Annotated in this window: 11 protein-coding genes; 4 read left to right on the top strand and 7 right to left on the bottom strand. The window is 54.4% G+C overall.

Going from position 1 to position 18,891, the window contains the following annotated elements:
• Positions 1–109: 109 nt before the first annotated feature.
• From NNL21_RS12915 to NNL21_RS12885, 7 genes are all read right to left on the bottom strand, one after another.
• Positions 110–3,817 (bottom strand): cell division protein ZapA, encoded by a 3,708-nt coding sequence (locus NNL21_RS12915; protein ID WP_256555197.1) that lies wholly within the window; start codon positions 3,815–3,817, stop codon positions 110–112.
• Positions 3,818–4,099: 282 nt separating this feature from the next.
• Complete coding sequence (gene pheT, locus NNL21_RS12910; RefSeq protein WP_204819385.1) at positions 4,100–6,541, bottom strand: phenylalanine--tRNA ligase subunit beta; 2,442 nt, start codon at positions 6,539–6,541, stop codon at positions 4,100–4,102.
• 18 nt (positions 6,542–6,559) lie between these two features.
• A complete protein-coding gene (pheS, locus tag NNL21_RS12905) occupies positions 6,560–7,594 on the bottom strand; it encodes a phenylalanine--tRNA ligase subunit alpha (RefSeq protein ID WP_204819384.1) in 1,035 nt (344 codons plus the stop codon).
• A gap of 519 nt (positions 7,595–8,113) precedes the next feature.
• Positions 8,114–8,746 carry a YcnI family copper-binding membrane protein gene (locus NNL21_RS12900; RefSeq protein WP_204819634.1) on the bottom strand — a complete coding sequence of 211 codons (633 nt, stop codon included), beginning with the start codon at positions 8,744–8,746 and terminating at the stop codon, positions 8,114–8,116.
• A 117-nt stretch (positions 8,747–8,863) separates the two neighbouring features.
• Positions 8,864–9,613 (bottom strand): response regulator, encoded by a 750-nt coding sequence (locus NNL21_RS12895; RefSeq protein ID WP_204819383.1) that lies wholly within the window; start codon positions 9,611–9,613, stop codon positions 8,864–8,866.
• Positions 9,610–10,458, bottom strand: coding sequence for a sensor histidine kinase (locus NNL21_RS12890; protein WP_204819382.1), 849 nt, complete (start codon positions 10,456–10,458; stop codon positions 9,610–9,612). The genes NNL21_RS12895 and NNL21_RS12890 overlap by 4 nt, the downstream gene beginning before the upstream one ends.
• Positions 10,459–10,485: 27 nt before the next feature.
• Positions 10,486–12,114, bottom strand: coding sequence for a copper resistance CopC/CopD family protein (locus NNL21_RS12885; RefSeq protein ID WP_256555196.1), 1,629 nt, complete (start codon positions 12,112–12,114; stop codon positions 10,486–10,488).
• 405 nt (positions 12,115–12,519) lie between these two features.
• On the opposite strand from NNL21_RS12885, the gene NNL21_RS12880 reads away from it, so the two are divergent.
• The 4 genes from NNL21_RS12880 to NNL21_RS12865 all read left to right on the top strand — a co-directional run bounded on the left by NNL21_RS12880 (position 12,520) and on the right by NNL21_RS12865 (position 18,853).
• On the top strand, positions 12,520–14,745 hold the full coding sequence (locus NNL21_RS12880; protein ID WP_204819381.1) for a ribonucleoside-diphosphate reductase subunit alpha: 2,226 nt from the start codon (positions 12,520–12,522) through the stop codon (positions 14,743–14,745).
• 70 nt (positions 14,746–14,815) lie between these two features.
• Positions 14,816–15,853 (top strand): ribonucleotide-diphosphate reductase subunit beta, encoded by a 1,038-nt coding sequence (locus tag NNL21_RS12875; RefSeq protein WP_204819380.1) that lies wholly within the window; start codon positions 14,816–14,818, stop codon positions 15,851–15,853.
• A gap of 176 nt (positions 15,854–16,029) precedes the next feature.
• A complete protein-coding gene (locus tag NNL21_RS12870) occupies positions 16,030–17,877 on the top strand; it encodes a hypothetical protein (protein ID WP_204819379.1) in 1,848 nt (615 codons plus the stop codon).
• Between the two features lie 145 nt (positions 17,878–18,022).
• Positions 18,023–18,853, top strand: coding sequence for a hypothetical protein (locus NNL21_RS12865; protein ID WP_204819378.1), 831 nt, complete (start codon positions 18,023–18,025; stop codon positions 18,851–18,853).
• Positions 18,854–18,891 lie beyond the last annotated feature (38 nt).

Raw genomic sequence — 18,891 nt, 5'->3', positions numbered from 1 at the left:
TTCCTCAAGACCGTATTACAGGTACAAGCGTAACTTATTAATGAAAGAACAAGACGCACCTGTTACTGGATCATGATCCGGTAACAGGTGCGTCTCTACGTGGCTGTTGTTAGCTCTCTTCGATAAGCTCAATCCACTCGTTATATTCGGTTTGCAGCTTAGAATACTCGATCTGCAGCTTGGAATGATCCGTCTGCAGCCGTTCATGGGCCAAACGCAGCTTATTGCCGTCCCGGTTCGAATCGGCAAGCACGGACTCCAGCTCCGCCAGACGTAAGCTTAGCTGTTGTACTCGCGCGCTGGTTCGATCCGCTTCCTGCTCCGTGATCAAGAGCTGCTCCCGAAGCTCACTCTCCGTTTCTGTAAAAGCAGCTGCTTCAAGCTGTGCCGCTTCAAACTCGCTGCGGGCCGCTTCTTTAGCCCTCAGCGCTTCCGCCGCTTGCTTCTCCAGCTGCGACACCTTCGCATTCGCTTCACTCAGCGCCGCTTCCTTTAACCTCGCCGCTTCCGCCGCTTGCTTCTCCAGCTGCGACACCTTCGCATTCGCTTCGTTCAGCGCGGCTTCCTTCAACCTCGCTGCTTCCGCCGCTTGCTTCTCCAGCCGCGCCACCTTCGCATTCGCCTCGCTCAGCGCCGCTGCCTGCGACCTCGCTGCTTCCGCCGCTTGCTTCTCCAGCTGCGCTACCTTCGCATTCGCTTCACTCAGCGCCGCTTCTTGCGACCTCGCCGCTTCCGCCGCTTGCTTCTCCAGCTGCGCTACCTTCGCATTCGCCTCGCTCAGCGCCGCTTCTTGCGACCTCGCCGCTTCCGCCGCTTGCTTCTCCAGCTGCGCTACCTTCGCATTCGCCTCGCTCAGCGCCGCTTCTTGCGACCTCGCCGCTTCCGCCGCTTGCTTCTCCAGCTGCGCTACCTTCGCATTCGCTCTGCCGAGCGCCGACTCGTTCAGCTTAGCAGCTTCCGCCGCTTCGCCCTCAAGCTCAAGTGCCCTGCGCCGCGCTTCAGCCAATATGGCTGAGCTCTGATCCGCAGCCTGCTCAACGCGCTGCTCGAGCTCCTCGACCCGCTGCTTCGCTTCGGCCAATGCGGTTTCATTCCGTCTAGTCTCTTCCGATGCCCGTTGATCAGCCTGCTCGAGCTTACGACGAAGCTCCCGCTCCCGGGCAGCATGCTGCTCCAGCTCCGATTTCAAGCGGTCGCGAACCTCCGTGAGCTGTCGCACCTGAGTCTCGACATCATCGGTATGACGCTGTGAAGCCGTCAGCTGGTCACGCTGCTTCATCAGTTGTTTTTCCTGCTGCTGCAGCGCTTGACTGCGTCTGTTCTCCTTCTGCTTCAACTCGGCTAACTGACGCTGCAGCTCGGCAACCGCATCCTCGCGTTCCGCCAATGCCAGCTCGAAGTGTTCAATGCTCGCACGGAGAGCCTTCTCATTCTCGGCTGTATCCATAGCCAGCCTGTCCGCTTCCTGCTGCTGCTCGACGAGCGCTGCGGCTGTTGTCTCCTGCTCATAGCGCGTCTGCTTAAGCTGATCAGCTAATTGATCAAGCTCAGCCTGCCAGGCAGCGCTTTGACGTTCAAGCTCCTCGCGATGAGCGCGCTCAAGCTCTTCCGCCGCCTTCTGCTGCGCTTTCTCAAGCGCCTGCCGCTCGATGGCGAATTGGGCTTTAAGCGCGCCCGCCTGCTCTTCGCTCTCGACCAAAGCTTGCTCCAGCATCGCTTGAGCCGCTTCCTGCTCTTGAACCAGCTTACGGGCTGCCGCTTCTCGCTCCTTCGCCAGCTCGCCGCTCGCAGCTTCACTTGCTTGCTCCAGCTGCAGCGCATGCTCAGCTCTCACCCGCTCAAGCTCCGCCGACGCCAAGGCGCGTTCCTCTTCCAGCTTCCGCTTGGCGGCGGCCATCGCCTGCTCCAACGCATTCGAAGCTTCGGTGCTTGCAGCGGCGTGTTCTTCACGAAGACGCGCAAGCTCTGCCTCGGCGTCTTTCTTCGCTTGTTCAAGCTCTGCCTCAGCTTCGGTCTGAGCGAGCTCCAGCTCATAAGCGGCTTCTTCTCGCAGCTTGTTTAATTCAGTGCCTGCCAGCTCCAGATCCACTCTAGCTGCTTCGCGTTCGGCCTTTAATTCCGTGCGCAAGCGTTCCAGCTGCAAACCTGCAGTCTCCCGCTCTTCTTCCATTTCCTTGCGAAGCTTATCCTGCTCCTCGCGGGCCGCTTGACGTTCACGCTCGAGCTCGGATCTTACGCCAGCGAGCTCTATATCAACAGCCTCGCGCTCGCCTTCCAGTTCGGCCTGTACCCGCTTAAGCTCCGCACGGGCTGCTTCACGTTCGCGGCTTAGTTCCTCCGAAGCTGCCTTCTGCGCCTGCTCGAGCCGGGCTCTTGCCGCTTGGCGCTCGCTTTCAAGCTCGTTCTTGGCCGATTCTCGCACTTGTTCCAATTGGGCTTCGGAATCCGTACGCAGCCGAACCAGCTCTTCAATGGCAGCAGCGGCCGACTCGGTATGGACTTCACGCTCCAGCTCCAGCTCGAGCTGCAGCTCATCACGGGCGCGCTCGTGCTCGGCTTGCATCTCTTTACGGACACGTTCATGCTCTGTCTCCAGCTCTTCACGCAGCTGGGCAAGCTCCGCACTCGCCCGCTCTTGTTCCCGCTCCAGTTGAGCCTTAGCCGCTTCCCGTTCGCCCTCCAGGCCCAGACGGGCGGATTCCCGCGCCCGCTCCAGCTGACCGCGAGCTTCCTCGCGTACACGCTCCAGCTTCTCGGCCGAGGCGGCAGCCTCTTCGTTATACAGAATAACCGTCTGTTCCAATTCCTCGTTCACTCGCTGCAGCTCGGCTTGGCTCGTTTCGCGCAGCTGCTCCAGCTCCGTTGTTAGAGCTGTCCGTACAACCTCAAGCGCCTCTTTAGCTGCTTCACGCTCGAATTGCAGCTCCGTTTGCCGCTCTGATTCAAGACGTTCCAGCTCGATAAGCTGCTCATCTTGGAGACGATCCAGTTCTGCCTTCAGACGCTCAACATCCGTTTGCCGTTCCGCTTCCAGTCGTTCAAGCAGTGACTGATGTTCACCCTTCAGCCGTTCCACTTGCGATTGACGCTCAGCCTCCAGCCGCTCTACCTCTGCCTTGAGCTCGGCCTGCAGTCGATCGACTTCCGTTTGCCGATCAGCCTCCAGTCGTCCCACCTCGGACAACCGCTGCGTCTCCAACCGCTCAACCTCGGACTGCAGCTCAGCCTGCAGTCGATCGACTTCCGATTGGCGTTCAGCCTCCAGTCGTCCCACCTCGGATTGACGCTCGGCCTCCAGCCGCTCTACCTCCGCCTCGAGTTCGGCCTGCAACCGATCAACTTCCGACTGACGCTCAGCTTGGAGTCGTTCCAGCTCAGCCTGCTGCAGCTCCCGCAGACGTGTGAGCTCTGCGTCCTTCTGCTCGCTTAGCCCCGCCAGCTTCAATTCGGCAGCTTCGCGCTGCCGATCCAGCTCGGCAACCGCGTCCGCTAGCTGCGCCTCCAGTTCACCCTGCAGCGAGGTTACAGTAAGCTCAGCGCGTTCAAGATCTGCCGCAAGACCCTCTGCGCGCGTTTCCGTTTCATGCAGCCGTTCGTTTTCCCGGCTCAGCCTGAAAACATCTTCCGCCATCTGTACAGCTGCCAGCATGGCAATTTTCGGTACATCCAGACGGGGGTACCCCTTCGCCAGCTTATGCATATTTTCATCGACCACGGCCGCTACCCGCTTGATGTACTCGGGGTTTGAGTGGCCTGACAATCGAAATTGATTTCCATATATATCAACCGTTACGCGTGTCCGTCCGGCAGTATCCATAAAGGCAGTTCCTCCTCGCCAAATATTTCATTTTCAATAGTAAGTGTTTATGAATCCGGGTACGTTGTCGGGTATTCGCCAATAACGCCCATTTTTTCTTTAACGCAGCATAACCGATTCAAATACGGCCATGCAAGCGGATGAGCAGATTCTCATCGAATATTCGTCCAATTCCACTACTTAACGGTCTGCGAGTCGTCCACTAAAGCTGACAGCATGAAGAAGCCGCATCGAAATTGGTTCGCAAAGAACTAATTCGATACGGCTTCGAACATCTCCTGCCTATTTCCGCAATTCAGCGGCAAAAGATTGTTCCAATTCTGTAACAACGCGGTTATGCAGCTCCGAGACCTCTTCATCCGTCAATGTCCGCTCAGCATGACGGTAGACAAGCGATAACGCCACGCTCTTCTTATCGGCTCCGAGCTTCTCACCCGTGAATACATCAAACACGTTTACCGATTCCAGCAGCCCGCCAGCCGTCTCGCGTACGGATGCGATCAGCTTGCCTGCTCCGACATCAGCTCCAAGCACGACGGCAATATCGCGCTGCATCGCCGGGTAGCGCGGAAGCGTTTTGTAGACGATATCGAAATCAGCCTTATCGTACAATGGAGCCAGTTCAATTTCGAGCACGTACGTGTCGGCCAGGTCGTGATCGAGCTGAACCTGCGGGTGCAGCTGACCGAGATATCCGATTGTTTGCGATCCTCTCTCTGTCTCCATTACTACGGCTGCCGTCCGGCCCGGATGCATATCCTCCGGCTGAGCCGCTTCATAGGAGATTAGACCGCTTACGCCCAGAACATCCGCAATTGTCTCCAATACGCCCTTGGCATCATAGAAATCGACCGGCACTGCTTTGCGATTCCACTGCGCTGCAGCCTTACTGCCCGTAAGCAGAACAGCCAGTCGGTGCTTCTCCGACGGCAGTCTCGTAAGCTCCGATTCTTCCGTGTGAAACACCGTGCCGATTTCAAAGATCGCAACATCGTGATTCTTCCTGTTGTGGTTGTACGTAGCCGTCTCGATCAGCTGCGGCAGCAGACTTGTCCGAAGCACGCTGCGGTCTTCGCTCATCGGCAGCGCCAGACGTACGGGCTGTGCTCCGTTCGTGAGGGATGGAAAGAGCTTCGTCCGCTCAGGATGCGTGAATGAGTAACTGATTACCTCATGAAGCCCGGCATCCGTCAAGCGCTTGCGGAGCTCGCGGCGGATCGCTTGCGGCTTCGTGAGTGCCCCTGGTGTCGTCTCGCCTTCAATGGGAGTCGTAGGGATGTTGTCATAACCGTACAGCCTTGCCACTTCTTCGATGAGGTCGACATCCCGGCTAATATCTCCGCGGCGTGTCGGTACATTTACGATAAATACCCCCTCCAGCGACAGCTCGAACGGGAACTGCAGGCGGCCCAGAATGGTCTCCACTTCCAGCCGGGAAAGTGTTGTCCCGAGGTAACGGTTGATTTTATCCAGCGATACCTCAACTACCGCTTCGCTATGCGCGGAAGCGATCGCCTCTACGACGCCATCCAGCACGAGTCCGCTCGCATGCTTCGCCATAAGCGAAGCAGCCCGGTCCAAGGCCGGAAGAACGCGTGCGGGGTCTGCCCCCTTCTCGAAACGAATGCTGGATTCCGAACGCAGACCGACTTGACGTGAAGTCTTCCGTACCAAGCTTCCTTCGAAGTGAGCCGATTCCAGCAAAATATTAACGGTCGCTGCGGTTACTTCTGAATCCGCTCCTCCCATTACGCCGGCAAGAGCAAGCGGTCTCTCCCCATCCGTGATAAGAAGATTATGCGGCTCAAGCTTACGCTCTTGATCGTCGAGCGTAACCAGCGTCTCGCCTTCTCGTGCCTGACGAACGACGATATTGCCGCCGCTTACCTTGTCGGCATCGAAGGCATGAAGCGGCTGGCCGTATTCAAGCATGACGAAGTTCGTAATGTCCACAACATTGTTGATCGGGCGTATGCCTGCTGCGATTAGTCGGTTCTGCATCCAGAGAGGCGCCGGTCCGACTTGGATGCCCTTAATATAGCGCGCCGAGTAGCGGGTGCATTGTTCCTTCGCTTCGATCACGACGCTCACATAATCGCTAGCCGCTTCAGCCGCATCATTCACGCGGTTATCCGGAAGCTTCACCTGACGGCCTGTCAGGGCAGCCACTTCATAGGCGACGCCCAGCATGCTCAGACAATCCGAACGGTTCGGAGTCAGATCAAGCTCAAGCACCTCGTCGTCCAGGGCGAGAACGTCCAGGATCGAACGGCCGATTGCGTTTCCTTCCGGCAGCACGAGAATTCCCTCCTGCTGATCCTTCGGCAGCAGCTTGTCGTTGATCCCCAGCTCCTTCGCCGAGCAGATCATGCCTTGCGATTCGACACCGCGCAGCTTTGCGCGTTTAATGGCAAAATCGCCAGGCAGCTTGGCGCCAATCGTAGCAACAGGCACAAGCTGGCCCGCTTCAACATTCTTCGCCCCGCACACAATCTGCAGCGGTTCCGCTTGGCCGACATCGACCGTGCAGACGGACAGCTTGTCGGCATCCGGATGCTTCTCCCGCGTCAGTACAAGCCCGACGACAACGCCGGTTACCCCTTTATTACGCGATTCCACGACGTCGATTTCAATCCCGCCGCCTGTCATCAGCTCCGCCAGCTCTTCACCGGTATAGCCGTTCAAATCGATATATTCGCTTAACCATTTATAGGATACATTCATTGTATTCGCCTCCCCTATTTACATTCGGACAAACTGGCTCAGGAAGCGCAGATCGTTCGTATAAAAATGACGGATATCGTCAATGCCGTATTTCAGTAACGCGATCCGCTCAACACCCATACCGAACGCAAAGCCGCTCACCTCGTCCGGATCATAGCCGCCCATCTCCAGCACGCGCGGATGCACCATGCCGCATCCGAGAATTTCCAGCCATCCCGTCTGTTTGCACATCCGGCAGCCATGCCCGCCGCACTGGGAACACGTTACATCGACCTCTGCGCTTGGTTCCGTGAACGGGAAGAAGCTCGGACGAAGACGGATTTGCGCTTGCTTGCCGAACATCAGCTGCACGAACTGCAGGAGCGTCCCTTTCAAGTCGCTCATCCGGATGTTCGGACCAACGACAAGGCCCTCGATTTGATTGAATTGGAACGAATGCGTCGCGTCGTCGTCATCGCGGCGGTACACTTTGCCGGGACAGATGACTTTAACGGGCGTCTTGCCGTTCATCGCCTTCATCGTCCGAATTTGTACGGGGGACGTCTGCGTACGCATCAGCAGCTCGTCTGTCACGTAGAAGGAATCCTGCATATCCCGTGCCGGGTGATCCTTGGGCAGATTCAATGCCTCGAAGTTATAGTAGTCTGTTTCGACTTCCGGACCCTCTGCTACGGTGTAACCGAGTCCGATGAAGATATCTTCGATTTCCTGAACAATTTTATTGAGCGGGTGAACGGCGCCAGCGGCCAGCTTCTTGCCCGGCAGCGACACGTCAATGGTCTCCGCGCGCAGGCGGCCTTCCGTTTCCGCTTGCTGGAATGCAGCCTGCTTGGCTGCGATAACTTCCTCTATAGCTCCCCGGACATCATTGGCCACCTGGCCGATGATCGGACGCTCTTCTGCGCTTAATCCGCCCATGCCGCGCGATATTTCTGTCAAGGCACCTTTTTTGCCGAGGTACTTGACGCGCAAGTCGTTCAATTGCTGCGGATCCGTTACCTGCTGCAGCTCCTGCAAAGCCTCGGTCCGCAAAGCCTCTAATCGCTCTTTCATTCCCTTCGCCTCCTAAACAAAATAAAAAAAGCCCTTCCTCCCCATAAGGGACGAAAGGACCGTGGTACCACCCTAATTCGAACTGCATCGTCGGCTTACCCCGAATACGGCGGCACCTTCCCTGCAATTCCTTCAGCATCCGGATATCGGCCGGTAAACCGGGTCTCCCTACAATCGCCCGGACATGCCGGTGCAAGTTCAAGAGCCTGCTCAGGAGCGAACTTCGGCAGCCTGGTTTCATTAAGACGCTCTCAATCTACGGCGTCTTATCCCTGTACGAAGGCACTGCGTACTCTTCTCCCTCATCGCGTTACACTATAGCTTAATTATATATATAATGGCATACCATAAGCAAGCGTTCCCCGCAAGAATCGAAAAAAAACGCCAACAATCGCCCGTTTACGAGAATAAGGACTTCATCAACCGGCAATTCTCATCCATACAAGCACGAAAAAACCGCCCGCAAGCATCAAGCTTGCGCGGCGGTTCTATATCTGCTGGATACTACCTGTCGCAAACCTATTTCCGGCGGGTAAGCGCCGCGATCAGTGCAGCAGCAGCTACAACAAGTGCGGCAATCGAGAGCACAAGCTGCACGGCAGAAGAACCGCTTTCCTCATCTGCCTCAGCTTCGGTCTCCGAACCAGCTTCCGCAGCCGGGGCGCCGTGACCGTCGCTATTGGCGGTTCCAGCTGTAATGGTCGTAACGGATGCCGGGTATTTCGCATTATCGTCAGCACCGATCCATTCCACGACCTCGTTGTCGCTGTAGGTCTGATAAGCCTTCCAGACCAGATCCTTGGCGTCGTCGGCCACTTTGCCGGACATCCTGAACTCGGTGAATTCCGTCTGGGCAAGCCCGTCTCCCTCCGCCGTCCACGTGACCGACTTAATCGCTTCGTCGGCACCTTTCTCCAGCTCGTACTTCCAGCCAGGCTTAGGCTCAACGCGGCTCACAGCAGCCCCTTCCGCTATCGTTACCTTGATGCTCTTGGTCGTTACGCTTTCCTTCTCGCTTGGAACGCGCACGGTAAACACTTCATAGCTGCCTTGAGCCGCTTGCTTCGGCATAACCGTCACATGAGCGCTAGCCACGCTTGCAAACAGCAGCATCGACAGCATCGCCATGCTGATCATGGACAATCTCTTCATGGATTTCACAGAAATAAACCCTCCTCGTTCATCGGATTACGAGAATTAATTATAAATCCATGCACCCCCAAGGACATGACTCGAAAGGGCTATGACTGTGAATAAAAAGTGTCCGATTTATCTTCCCCCGAACAGTCCCTTCTCCAGCGCATAGCGCGTCAGCTGCACGCGGTTGTCGAGATGAAGCTTCTGCAAAATATTTTTCAGATGGTTCTTCACCGTATGCTCGGATATGCCGAACGTCTCCGCAATCTGGCGGTTGGAATCGCCGAGTGCGACCCGCTCCAATATATCATGCTCGCGCTGGGTAAGCGGCGTTGTCCCCTGCCCGGCGGTTCCCCCGCCGGCTGCTTCCCGCGTTCGCTCAACGGAACGCGATGGCGGGGAGGGGATGTTGGCGGCTGCGTCCGAATTGGAGGCGTTCATCCTTCCTCCGCCATTGAACTCCTGCAGGAGACGGAACGCCAGCTCCTTGGACATTGGAGCTTCGTCCATCGCCACCCCACGCAAATATTCCAGCCACGAGGAAGGGGACAGGTTTTTGAGCAGATACCCCTGAGCCCCGCGTTTGACCGCCTCGAACAAATCAACGATATCGTCCGACACGGTGACCATAACGATCTTGATCCGCGGATCGATCGTCTTAATAAGCTGAGTAGCCTCCATCCCGTTCATGACGGGCATGTTGATATCCATCAGCACTAGATCCGGCCCTAGTTCGGCGGCAAGCGTAACGGCCTGTTCGCCGTGCAGCGCTTCCCCGACGATTTGAAAAGAAGGATCCCGGCTCAGAATCTCACGCATGCCTTCACGTCCGTGCGGATGATCATCGGCGATCAAGACACGTATCGGCTGCTCTATGCTCATCTCCCGCTTCCCTCCTTCGTCACCTCAACGGCCAGCCCGTTCATCCCGTCTTCCCCGGAAGCCGGCGCGATATCCAGCCGCCAGCCCATAGCTGACGCCCGGTCCTTCATCATGCGGACGCCGTAACGCCCCTTAGCTCCAAGCTCCGTTAGATTCGCGCCAATGCCATCATCCACCACCGAGCATCGGAATCCGCCGTCTTCGGCTGCCGCACGAACCTTCATGCGGCTGGCTCTAGCATGCTTCTGCACATTGAACATGGCTTCCCGAATGATCGCGAGCAGCTCGACCTTCTCCTTATTGGTAAGCATCGCATCAGGCAGCCGCCAGTCCACTTGAACCGGAAGCCCGATTCGCGCAAAGTCGTCCGCCATCTGTTTCACCGCCTGTATCCACTGCACATCCGCCACAGCGGGCTCGGTGCGTAGGCTGGCTATCGATTGCCGCACATCCTCGTAGACATGCCGAACCGTGCTTCTTAATTGAGTCACGGTCTCTGCTGCCTGCCCGCCCGCCGTTTCCTGCTCCAGCCTGTCGAGCTTGACAGACAGCAGAAACAACGATTGCGAGATACCGTCATGCAGCTCTCGAGCCAGCTGCTCCCGTTCCATAAGGCCTGCCTTCACGGCCCGTTCCTGCTGGAGCGACTTATGCACCTTTTCAAGCATTCCCATCAGCATGCGGACAAGCGTAACCGTAACCAGAAGGACAATGATCGGCGCCAATAAATTCCCAAGGTCCATGGAGATATAGGGCAGCAGAAACGCATGCCTTACATATTCCCACAATGCGATGGTAATGGTGGGAATCGACAGAATGAGCCATTTGATCCGATTGTACGGCACCGGCCTTCCCTCCCCGGATGAATGTCTCTAATAGTTGCGGAATTCGTATTTCTCCACTTTTTCATTGTCATCCTGATCCATGACGCGCAGTTCCGCACTCCATTTGCCTGCGAATGGCATGTAGGGTCCTTCCGCTTGATAAGCAGATTTAACAAACCCTTCGAAGCTCGTAAGTTCATCGTCCTCGTATGTCTGGAGCGGCACGTCGATCGCGCCAAGCTCCTTGCGGTCCAGCGAATTCAAGCGAAGCACGACGTCCTTCGGAGCCCCGGTCTTCTCGGGAAGCCATATCTTAACCGTAAACTTGTTATCCATCCCGGGCTTGTTCGGCGATATGCGCAGGGTCAGATGCATATCTGTGCCCATCTTATGATAGACAACCGGAGTGTTGCTCGGAAGCGGACTGATGTACGTAAAGATGCCTACGATAGCTATAATGATGACCATCAGCCCAAGATCCAGCCGCAGCATCGAGAAATTCGGCAGATCGCCGCGCCGTACACGGCTCCGCAGCATGGCGCCGACGACCAGAACTAGCAGGACGGCTCCTGTCTTCACGAGCAGCATGATACCCCAGTTCGTATAGAATAAATACCTCAGCGACGGCATGAAGATTAGTGTCATCGCGACGCCTGTCAGAATAAGGAGTGCGATGGAGGCCAGAGCAGCCCTGGAGAAAACAATCGCGAACCTCCCCGCTTCCTTGCGGTCTTCGAACCATAACGCGAGCAGCAGCACCAAGCCGCCTATCCACACGGCCGCAGAGGCGAGGTGGAGCCAGTCGAATAGAACAGAGACAGCCTTCGGTTCAAAGACAACGGCATGTCCGCTCCAGCTTTCTACTCCTAGCAGAACAGCCGCCCATACAACCCGCGCTATCCGTCCTAGCTTCAGGATAGGGAATCCCGCGGCAGCCAAGGCAATGAGCGCGATCCAGCTCCGCCCGACCGCTGTCTCGCCAAACAGCTTCATATACTCACTTGCCGGATAGCCCTGCATCATCTCCGATGCATGCATAAATACATAGATGATAGCCGCTACAAGCAGGAACCGCATGATCTGCAGCTCCCACTTCCGCCGTACAAGGTTCATCGCATCGCCGCCGCCCTTATACAGCAGTGACCAGAGCATCACACCTGCCGCAAGCAGGATCGCACTGTAATAGAGGAACCGCACGATATAGAGAATGATGGTTTTCCAACTGAATGACGAAACATCGCCATGCCCTTCATGTCCGAGCTGTTTATGGAGATCGAACGAGGAGGCGTCAACCGCCTCTGGCGGATTGCCGACGACAAACACGTATGATCCGCTAATCGGATGACCGTCGCTCGATACGATACTGTAAGAAACCGTGTAGACCCCTTCACCCAGCTTTGGCAAAGGCAGCTTTAACGATTTGCGGTCAGTGCCCGCGGTTGGAGCTTCGCCGGTGACAGCCTTCGAATTCTTATCGAGCACATCGAGCGCCCCAACCTTGGACTCAATCGGTTCGTTAAAGTAAAGCTCGATTGCGGCGGGCCCCTCATTCATCCGCGTGTTCGGCTCAGGAACGGCACGCTCCAGTTCCGCATGTGCTAAGGCAAGTCCCGGCGAGACCAATAGCGTGGTTAGCATCAAAAATAATACAGTGATCATAGAAGCACCGGATTTCACGGTGATCCCTCTTTTGAATAAAGTCGTCAATCGAACTACACGTCCCTTCCGTTACCCTGCTTCAGCACTAGTTTACCACAACGGTCAATCGAAAATTTCCGATTTTCTTGAACGCTTTCTGTCACTTTACAAATGTTGCGAAATTGAGTTTTTTTCGAATCGACAACTATTTCCCACTGTCCCTTATCTATCAAAAGTAGTATAGTAATCTAGTTAAAAAAACCCGCCGCAGCAAGTTTTCATTCCTTTTTCACACCGGATTTACGCCTCTTAGCCGCATCGGTTTTGTCGAATGTTATAACTTGACTTGCACTACATATTGGTGTAACTTTGGTTTACGGTATCAACATATTGTGTATTTAGGGCTCGGAACCGACGCCCTTCGACAAGGAGTGATTCACGCTCGTGGACATTATTAAGCGCAACGGACAGAAAGAAGAACTCATATTTTCGAAACTGAAAAAGGTTATCGATTTCTCATGCGTCGGTTATGCCGACTGCGATCCCCTTGAGTTGGAAACAGCCCTTCTACCATACTTCCGCAACAACATTACAACCAAAGAAATCCAACGCACCCTCACGCAAGTGGCGGTCGAGAAAACAAGCATCGAGCAGCCAAACTGGCAGTACGTTGCCGCTAAGCTTCTTGTATACGATCTATATAAAGAATCCGCGATCAACCGCAAATACGGCTACTTCGGCTACGGCGATTTCTATTCCCTGATCACGTATTTGACCGAGAAGGGCTTTTATGGCAAATACATATTAGAGCATTACACCCGCGATGAAATCCGTGAGCTAGGCAATTATATTGCTCCGGAGCGCGACTACCTGTTTAATTATATCGGTCTGAAGACATTAGCGGACCGTTACCTCATAAAAGGCTTCAACGGCGAAGTGCTTGAACTGCCGCAAGAGCTGTTCATGGGCGTTGCCATGCATCTGGCGATGAATGAATCCGACAAGCTTGGATGGGCCCGCAAGTTCTACGACGTGCTGAGCCGTCTGCAGATGACGGTTGCCACCCCTACGCTCGCCAATGCCCGCAAGCCGTTCCATCAGCTGTCGAGCTGCTTCATCGATACTGTACCCGACAATCTGTGGGGCATCTATCATGTTGATTCCAGCTTCGCCCAAGTATCCAAATTCGGCGGCGGAATGGGTATCTATGTCGGTAAGGTACGCAGCCGCGGTTCCAATATTCGCGGATACAAGGGCGTCGCAGGCGGCGTTGTACCTTGGATCAAGAACTACAATAACACGGCGGTTGCCGTTGACCAGCTGGGTGTACGCTCGGGTGCCGTTGCCGTCTACCTCGACATCTGGCACAAGGACGTTCTTGACTTCCTCAATCTGAAGACCAATAACGGCGATGACCGGATGAAGGCACATGATATTTTCCCAGGCGTGTGCATACCGGACCTGTTCATGAAGAAAGTTCAAGAGCGCGATTCATGGTATTTATTCGATCCTCACGAGGTCCGTACGGTGATGGGCTGGGCGATCGAAGACTCATGGGGCGAGGAATGGGAAAGCCGTTATGAGGAGTGTATCAACCACCCGACGCTGTCCCGCGATGAAGTTCCGGCGATCGATATCATGAAGCGTATTCTGACAAGCTCGTTCGAGACCGGCACACCTTTCGTCTTCTACCGTGATACGGTTAACCGTGCGAACCCGAACAAGCATAAAGGCATTGTATATTGCTCCAACCTTTGCACCGAAATTTGCCAAAACATGAGTCCGACCGAATACGTGTCCACAACACACGAGGACGGAATCATTACAACGCAAATTAAGAGCGGCGACTATGTCGTCTGCAATCTGTCGTCACTGAATCTTGGACGCAGCCGGACGAAGGAAGAAATCCAAGAAGTCGTGGCCTGCCAAATGCGCATGATGGACAATGTCATCGACCTGAACCATTATCCGATTCCGCAAGCGGAAATTACGAACCAGAAGTACCGCGCTGTCGGCCTTGGAACAAGCGGCTACCATCAATGGCTGGCGCTTAACCAAATATCGTGGGAGTCCGAGGATCACCTGGACAAGGCCGATGAGCTCTATGAGTGGATCAACTATTGTGCAGTGAAAGCCTCCATGGAGATCTCCAAGGAAAAAGGCAGCTATCGCGTATTTGAAGGCAGCGAATGGCATACAGGCGAGTACTTCGACCGTCGTGGATATGACAGCGAGATGTGGCAACAATTAAGGAAAGACGTTGCTGAGCATGGCGTTCGTAACGCTTGGATGTTTGCAATCGCACCGACGGCCTCGACGTCGTTGATAGCCGGCTCCACGGCAGGGATCGACCCCATCTTCAGTAAATTCTTCGTCGAAGAGAAGAAGAACGCGGTCATTCCTCAGACAGCTCCAAACCTAAGCGAAGAGACCTTCTGGTATTACAAGGAAGCTCATCATATTGATCAGAACTGGAGTATTAAGGCTGCCGGACGTCGTCAGCGTCATATCGATCAGGCGCAGTCCTTTAACCTTTACATTACGCCGGAATACTCAGCCAAGGAGTTTCTTGACCTCTACATGGCTGCATGGGAGAACGGCTTGAAGACGGTGTACTACTGCCGCAATAAGAGCTTGGAAGTCGAAGATTGTGTAAGCTGCAGCTCTTAATGAGCTGCAGTCTTCTTGTCTCGGCATAACTGCGGCATCGCTTCACCAAGTAACGAAGGAGGCAACAACAATGGAACTTCAAAAGAAAAAATTGTTCAATGAGGATGGCGACCGCGATTGGGGCAAACGCCGCATGATCGGGGGCAACACTACCAACCTGATCGAACTCAATAATGTTAAATACGACTGGTCGACCAAGATGTACCGGAACATGATGAACAACTTCTGGATACCTGAAGAAATACCGCTGGCTCAGGATGCCAAAGACTACCGCAACCTGTCGCTCTCCGAGCGCAACAGTTACGATAAAATTCTCAGCTTCCTTATCTTCCTCGATTCGCTGCAAACGGCCAACCTGCCGAACGTGAATGAGTATATAACAGCACCGGAGGTCAACCTCTGCCTGACGGTTCACACGTTCCAAGAAGCGGTCCACAGCCAGTCCTATTCCTATATTCTCGATAGCGTCTGCTCTGCCGAGGTTCGCGACCAAATCTATAACCTCTGGCGCGAGGACAAAAACCTGCTGAAGCGAAACCGGTTCATCACCGATCTCTATGAGAACTTCATCGCCAATCCATCTTCACAGAACCTGATCAAGACGATCATGGCGAACTTCATTCTTGAGGGCATCTATTTCTACAGCGGCTTCAGCTTCTTCTACGCATTGGGACGCCAAGGGAAAATGCTCGGAACCGTGTCCGAAATTAAATATATCCAACGCGATGAGCTTACTCACCTTGCGCTATTTCAAGGCATCTTCCGTGAAATCCGCAAGGAAAACCCTGAGCTATTCACCCCTGTACTGGTCGAAGAGCTTCGTCAGATGATGAAGACCGCCGTAGAGCATGAAATCGAATGGGGACAATATATTACGAACAATCAAATTCCAGGCATTACGAACGAAATTATCGATCAATACATCAAATATTTATCGAATGAACGGCTTCGTAAGCTCAACCTGGATATCCTCTATCCGGAGGTTGTCGAGCATCCGATGAAATGGGTAGAGAGCTTCAGCAACATGAACGGCATGAAGACTGATTTCTTCGAACAGAAAGTAACGAACTACAGCAAAGCGTCCAATCTTAACTGGGGCGATCTGTAATGTAGGCTCTAACCTATAACGAAGCGGGCTTGGACATGAATAATAATGTCCGCCCGCTTTTTTTGTTTCCCTTCCCTATCGTCCATTGTATTTATATTCATTTTAATGTATATTTATAAATATCCTTTTCATGAAGCAAATCAATGGTATGAAATCGTATAGGGGGAATTGTAACTATGTCCGTCGGAAACAAAGGCGTGGTCGCTAACCTCGGTTATCCACGAATCGGTGAGCATTGTCAGTGGAAAGAAGTACTGGAGCAATTCTGGGCCGGCCACATCAGCCAGTCGGAGCTTCATCGGACAATGAGAGCCTTACGTCTTCAACATATCAACAAACAGGCCGCGGCCGGCGTAGGCATTATTCCGGTTGGGGATTTTTCATTATATGACCATGTATTGGATCATTCGATCGCCTTCGGACTTATACCGGAGCGTTATTCTTCCCTTCGCGGAGCTGACAGCCTGCATCTTTATTATGCAATGGCGAAGGGGACTGAGCACTCGGCTGCATGCGAAACAGCCTCTTGGTTCGATACGAACTACCATTATGTCGTTCCGGAATGGGTGAAGGGCTTCACGCCTCAGTTGTGCCGCAATCATTGGCTTGAACATATCCAGGAAGCACCTGCTCCTCTGCGTGCAGCGCTTAGACCTGTCATGATCGGGCCTTATTCGTTCACCAAGCTGATCAAGGGCCTTCCTGGCGGTCAATTCGAATCCGTTCTTCGTTCGTTTATTCCCGTATACGCAGAGCTGCTGGACCAGCTGTCCACATCTGGTATCGAATGGGTTCAAATTGATGAGCCTGCCCTTAGTCAGAATATGAACCGTGTAGATTACGAGCTGTTGCAGGACATATATGGCGCCCTTGGAAGCAGCACACGGGGGATCAAGCTGATGCTTCAGACTTATTTTGGAGCTGCCTCTGAGCCTGCCCGGTTATTCCAGCTGCCAGTTGACGGGATCGGTCTCGATTTCGTTCATGACCAAGGCGTGCATGGGAAGGCGATAGCGGAGCTTGGCTTTCCGCAGGACAAAGTGCTCGGTGTCGGTATCGTGGACGGCAGCAACATTTGGCGGACTGACCTGTCTGTAGCTTGGGCTGTGCTTGATGGTCTGATCCGGACGGTTCCGGCTGAGCGGCTCCTTCTGCAGCCTTCATGCAGTCTGCTCCACGTCCCCGTTACGTTAAGGAATGAATCGAAGCTGCCCCATCTGGTACGTCTGTCACTAGCATTCGCCGATGAAAAGCTGGCAGAGCTTGCGGTCCTCTCCCGCGGACTGCGTGAAGGGAGAAGGTCGATCGCCCTGGACATGTCCGACAATGCGTTAACCTTGCAAGCACTCGCCGAGAGTCCTTCACGCAACCGGATAGCCAGCGGGCTTGAGGATGCATCTCAACATATTGGCATCGGATCTATTCCAAGCCGTCTCTTCGAGGAGCAGCAGCACGCACAGGAAATGACCGGCCAGTATTTCGGGCGCCTGGCACGGGCAGCGGATGGACAGGAGGCTTTGGACAGCGGCAGCCTGCTGGAATGGCTGGGAAGACAGCTTGACGGCTATCTGTTCACCGCCAATGGTTGGACGCAACGTACAGGCGCCTCCTGCGTGAAGCAGCCCATCATCTATGGTGACATCGTGCGCATCGCACCAACAGATACGCTCGAAACCAATACGCCCCCTGCATTAACGAGTACCCTATTCAAAGGAATGCTTACAGGTCCGCTTACCATGCTTCGGGGCGCATTCACGCGAACCGACATTCCCCAGCACGAGACGGCTATACAGCTGGCTATCGCCATCCACAGCATCGTGAAGCAGTTCGACTCGTACGGCAGCATGCGGGCCGATGAACCAAAGCCTCGTGGAGTTACCTCCATAAAGCTTGGCAACTGGGACACTTATCTGCACTGGGGTGCAGAAGCCTTCCTGCAAGACTCGTCTGACAAGAGGGATTCGAAGCTATCCCATAAGAAGCTTCAGCAGCATGGCTTTGCTGCCGAGGTAAGGGTCATCTGATCGGCACTGACTGAAGTATGTCCATCTTCGGTTTTAGACGGATGCACGACTTAAGTCGTGCATCAAAACTGGACTCCGGCCAATTTAACCCTTCTCGATTCCACGGTAAGATGAGAACAGTTGAATGGAAGCGGGGGCGTTATTCATGTTTCAAGCGCTGATCGGAATGGATACAGTGCTCGCAATGGTTATACTGCTTTTCACCTTGTTAGCCGGGTATGGGGCGGGAGCGCTCGCCTACCGGAAGACAATCGAGTCCATACGGAGAACGGCGCGGATTATTCTTGCGCTTCAGGCATCTATCGGTATACTGGCGATAAGCGAAGTATTGCTAATGGTTTATAGCAGCTCATCAGGCTGGTTGTATGTCCGGAATGAGGTCTTATTGTTTACCTTGTTTATTGCACTTCCATACGCCGCTAGTATTCTGTTCGCGGTTCCCAGACTAATTGAGCTTGCCCTCATCCATGCCGATTACCGGCAGCAGCCGGCAAGCCGGGTCAAGCGCCGCGCCGCAGCCAATCCGTGGTTAGTTGTTCCCGTGCAAGCCTTAACCGTCGGCACCATGCTGTATACGTACAAGCTGCTGTACCCGCTGGAGATCCATATCTATAACGAGCTTAGCCTTCTTGGACTCGCATACTTGTCGGTGATCGCCCTGCTCGGTCTTCGCCAGACCGTGAAGCGTAAACGAATCCACCGCGATGACGGGTTATCAGTCATCCACCGCATGAAGCGAATCGGCCTTGTCATGGCTGCGTTTGTCCTCCTGCCCTACGGGTTGACCTATACCGTCATTGAAGCTCAGAATATTCGAGCCGGGAACGAGCAGGTCCAGACCGAAGCGCCAATTATGACCAACAACGATCAACCTTCCAAGGAAGACGGCGACTCTGCTGCTCCCATCATGATCGAACAAACCGGCGCACCGTTCCAATTTGACCTCCAAGTCAAGCAAGGCGGCTTTGGGCGGTAAAATCGAATCTGCCAAAAAAGGACCGTCCGCGTTTATTG

The sequence above is a fragment of the Paenibacillus mendelii genome (genome assembly GCF_024498075.1).
Taxonomy (GTDB): domain Bacteria; phylum Bacillota; class Bacilli; order Paenibacillales; family Paenibacillaceae; genus Paenibacillus_Z; species Paenibacillus_Z mendelii.
Note: the sequence above shows the minus strand (reverse complement) of the source record. Positions and strands in the feature narration are given on the sequence as shown.

Bases quoted from the DNA above. Each gene is read 5' to 3' on its own strand.
- NNL21_RS12915 (WP_256555197.1), bottom strand. From the start codon at position 3,817: ATGGATACTGCCGGACGGACACGCGTAACGGTTGATATATATGGAAAT.
- pheT (WP_204819385.1), bottom strand. From the start codon at position 6,541: ATGAATGTATCCTATAAATGGTTAAGCGAATATATCGATTTGAACGGC.
- pheS (WP_204819384.1), bottom strand. From the start codon at position 7,594: ATGAAAGAGCGATTAGAGGCTTTGCGGACCGAGGCTTTGCAGGAGCTG.
- NNL21_RS12900 (WP_204819634.1), bottom strand. From the start codon at position 8,746: ATGAAGAGATTGTCCATGATCAGCATGGCGATGCTGTCGATGCTGCTG.
- NNL21_RS12895 (WP_204819383.1), bottom strand. From the start codon at position 9,613: ATGAGCATAGAGCAGCCGATACGTGTCTTGATCGCCGATGATCATCCG.
- NNL21_RS12875 (WP_204819380.1), top strand. From the start codon at position 14,816: ATGGAACTTCAAAAGAAAAAATTGTTCAATGAGGATGGCGACCGCGAT.
- NNL21_RS12870 (WP_204819379.1), top strand. From the start codon at position 16,030: ATGTCCGTCGGAAACAAAGGCGTGGTCGCTAACCTCGGTTATCCACGA.
- NNL21_RS12865 (WP_204819378.1), top strand. From the start codon at position 18,023: ATGTTTCAAGCGCTGATCGGAATGGATACAGTGCTCGCAATGGTTATA.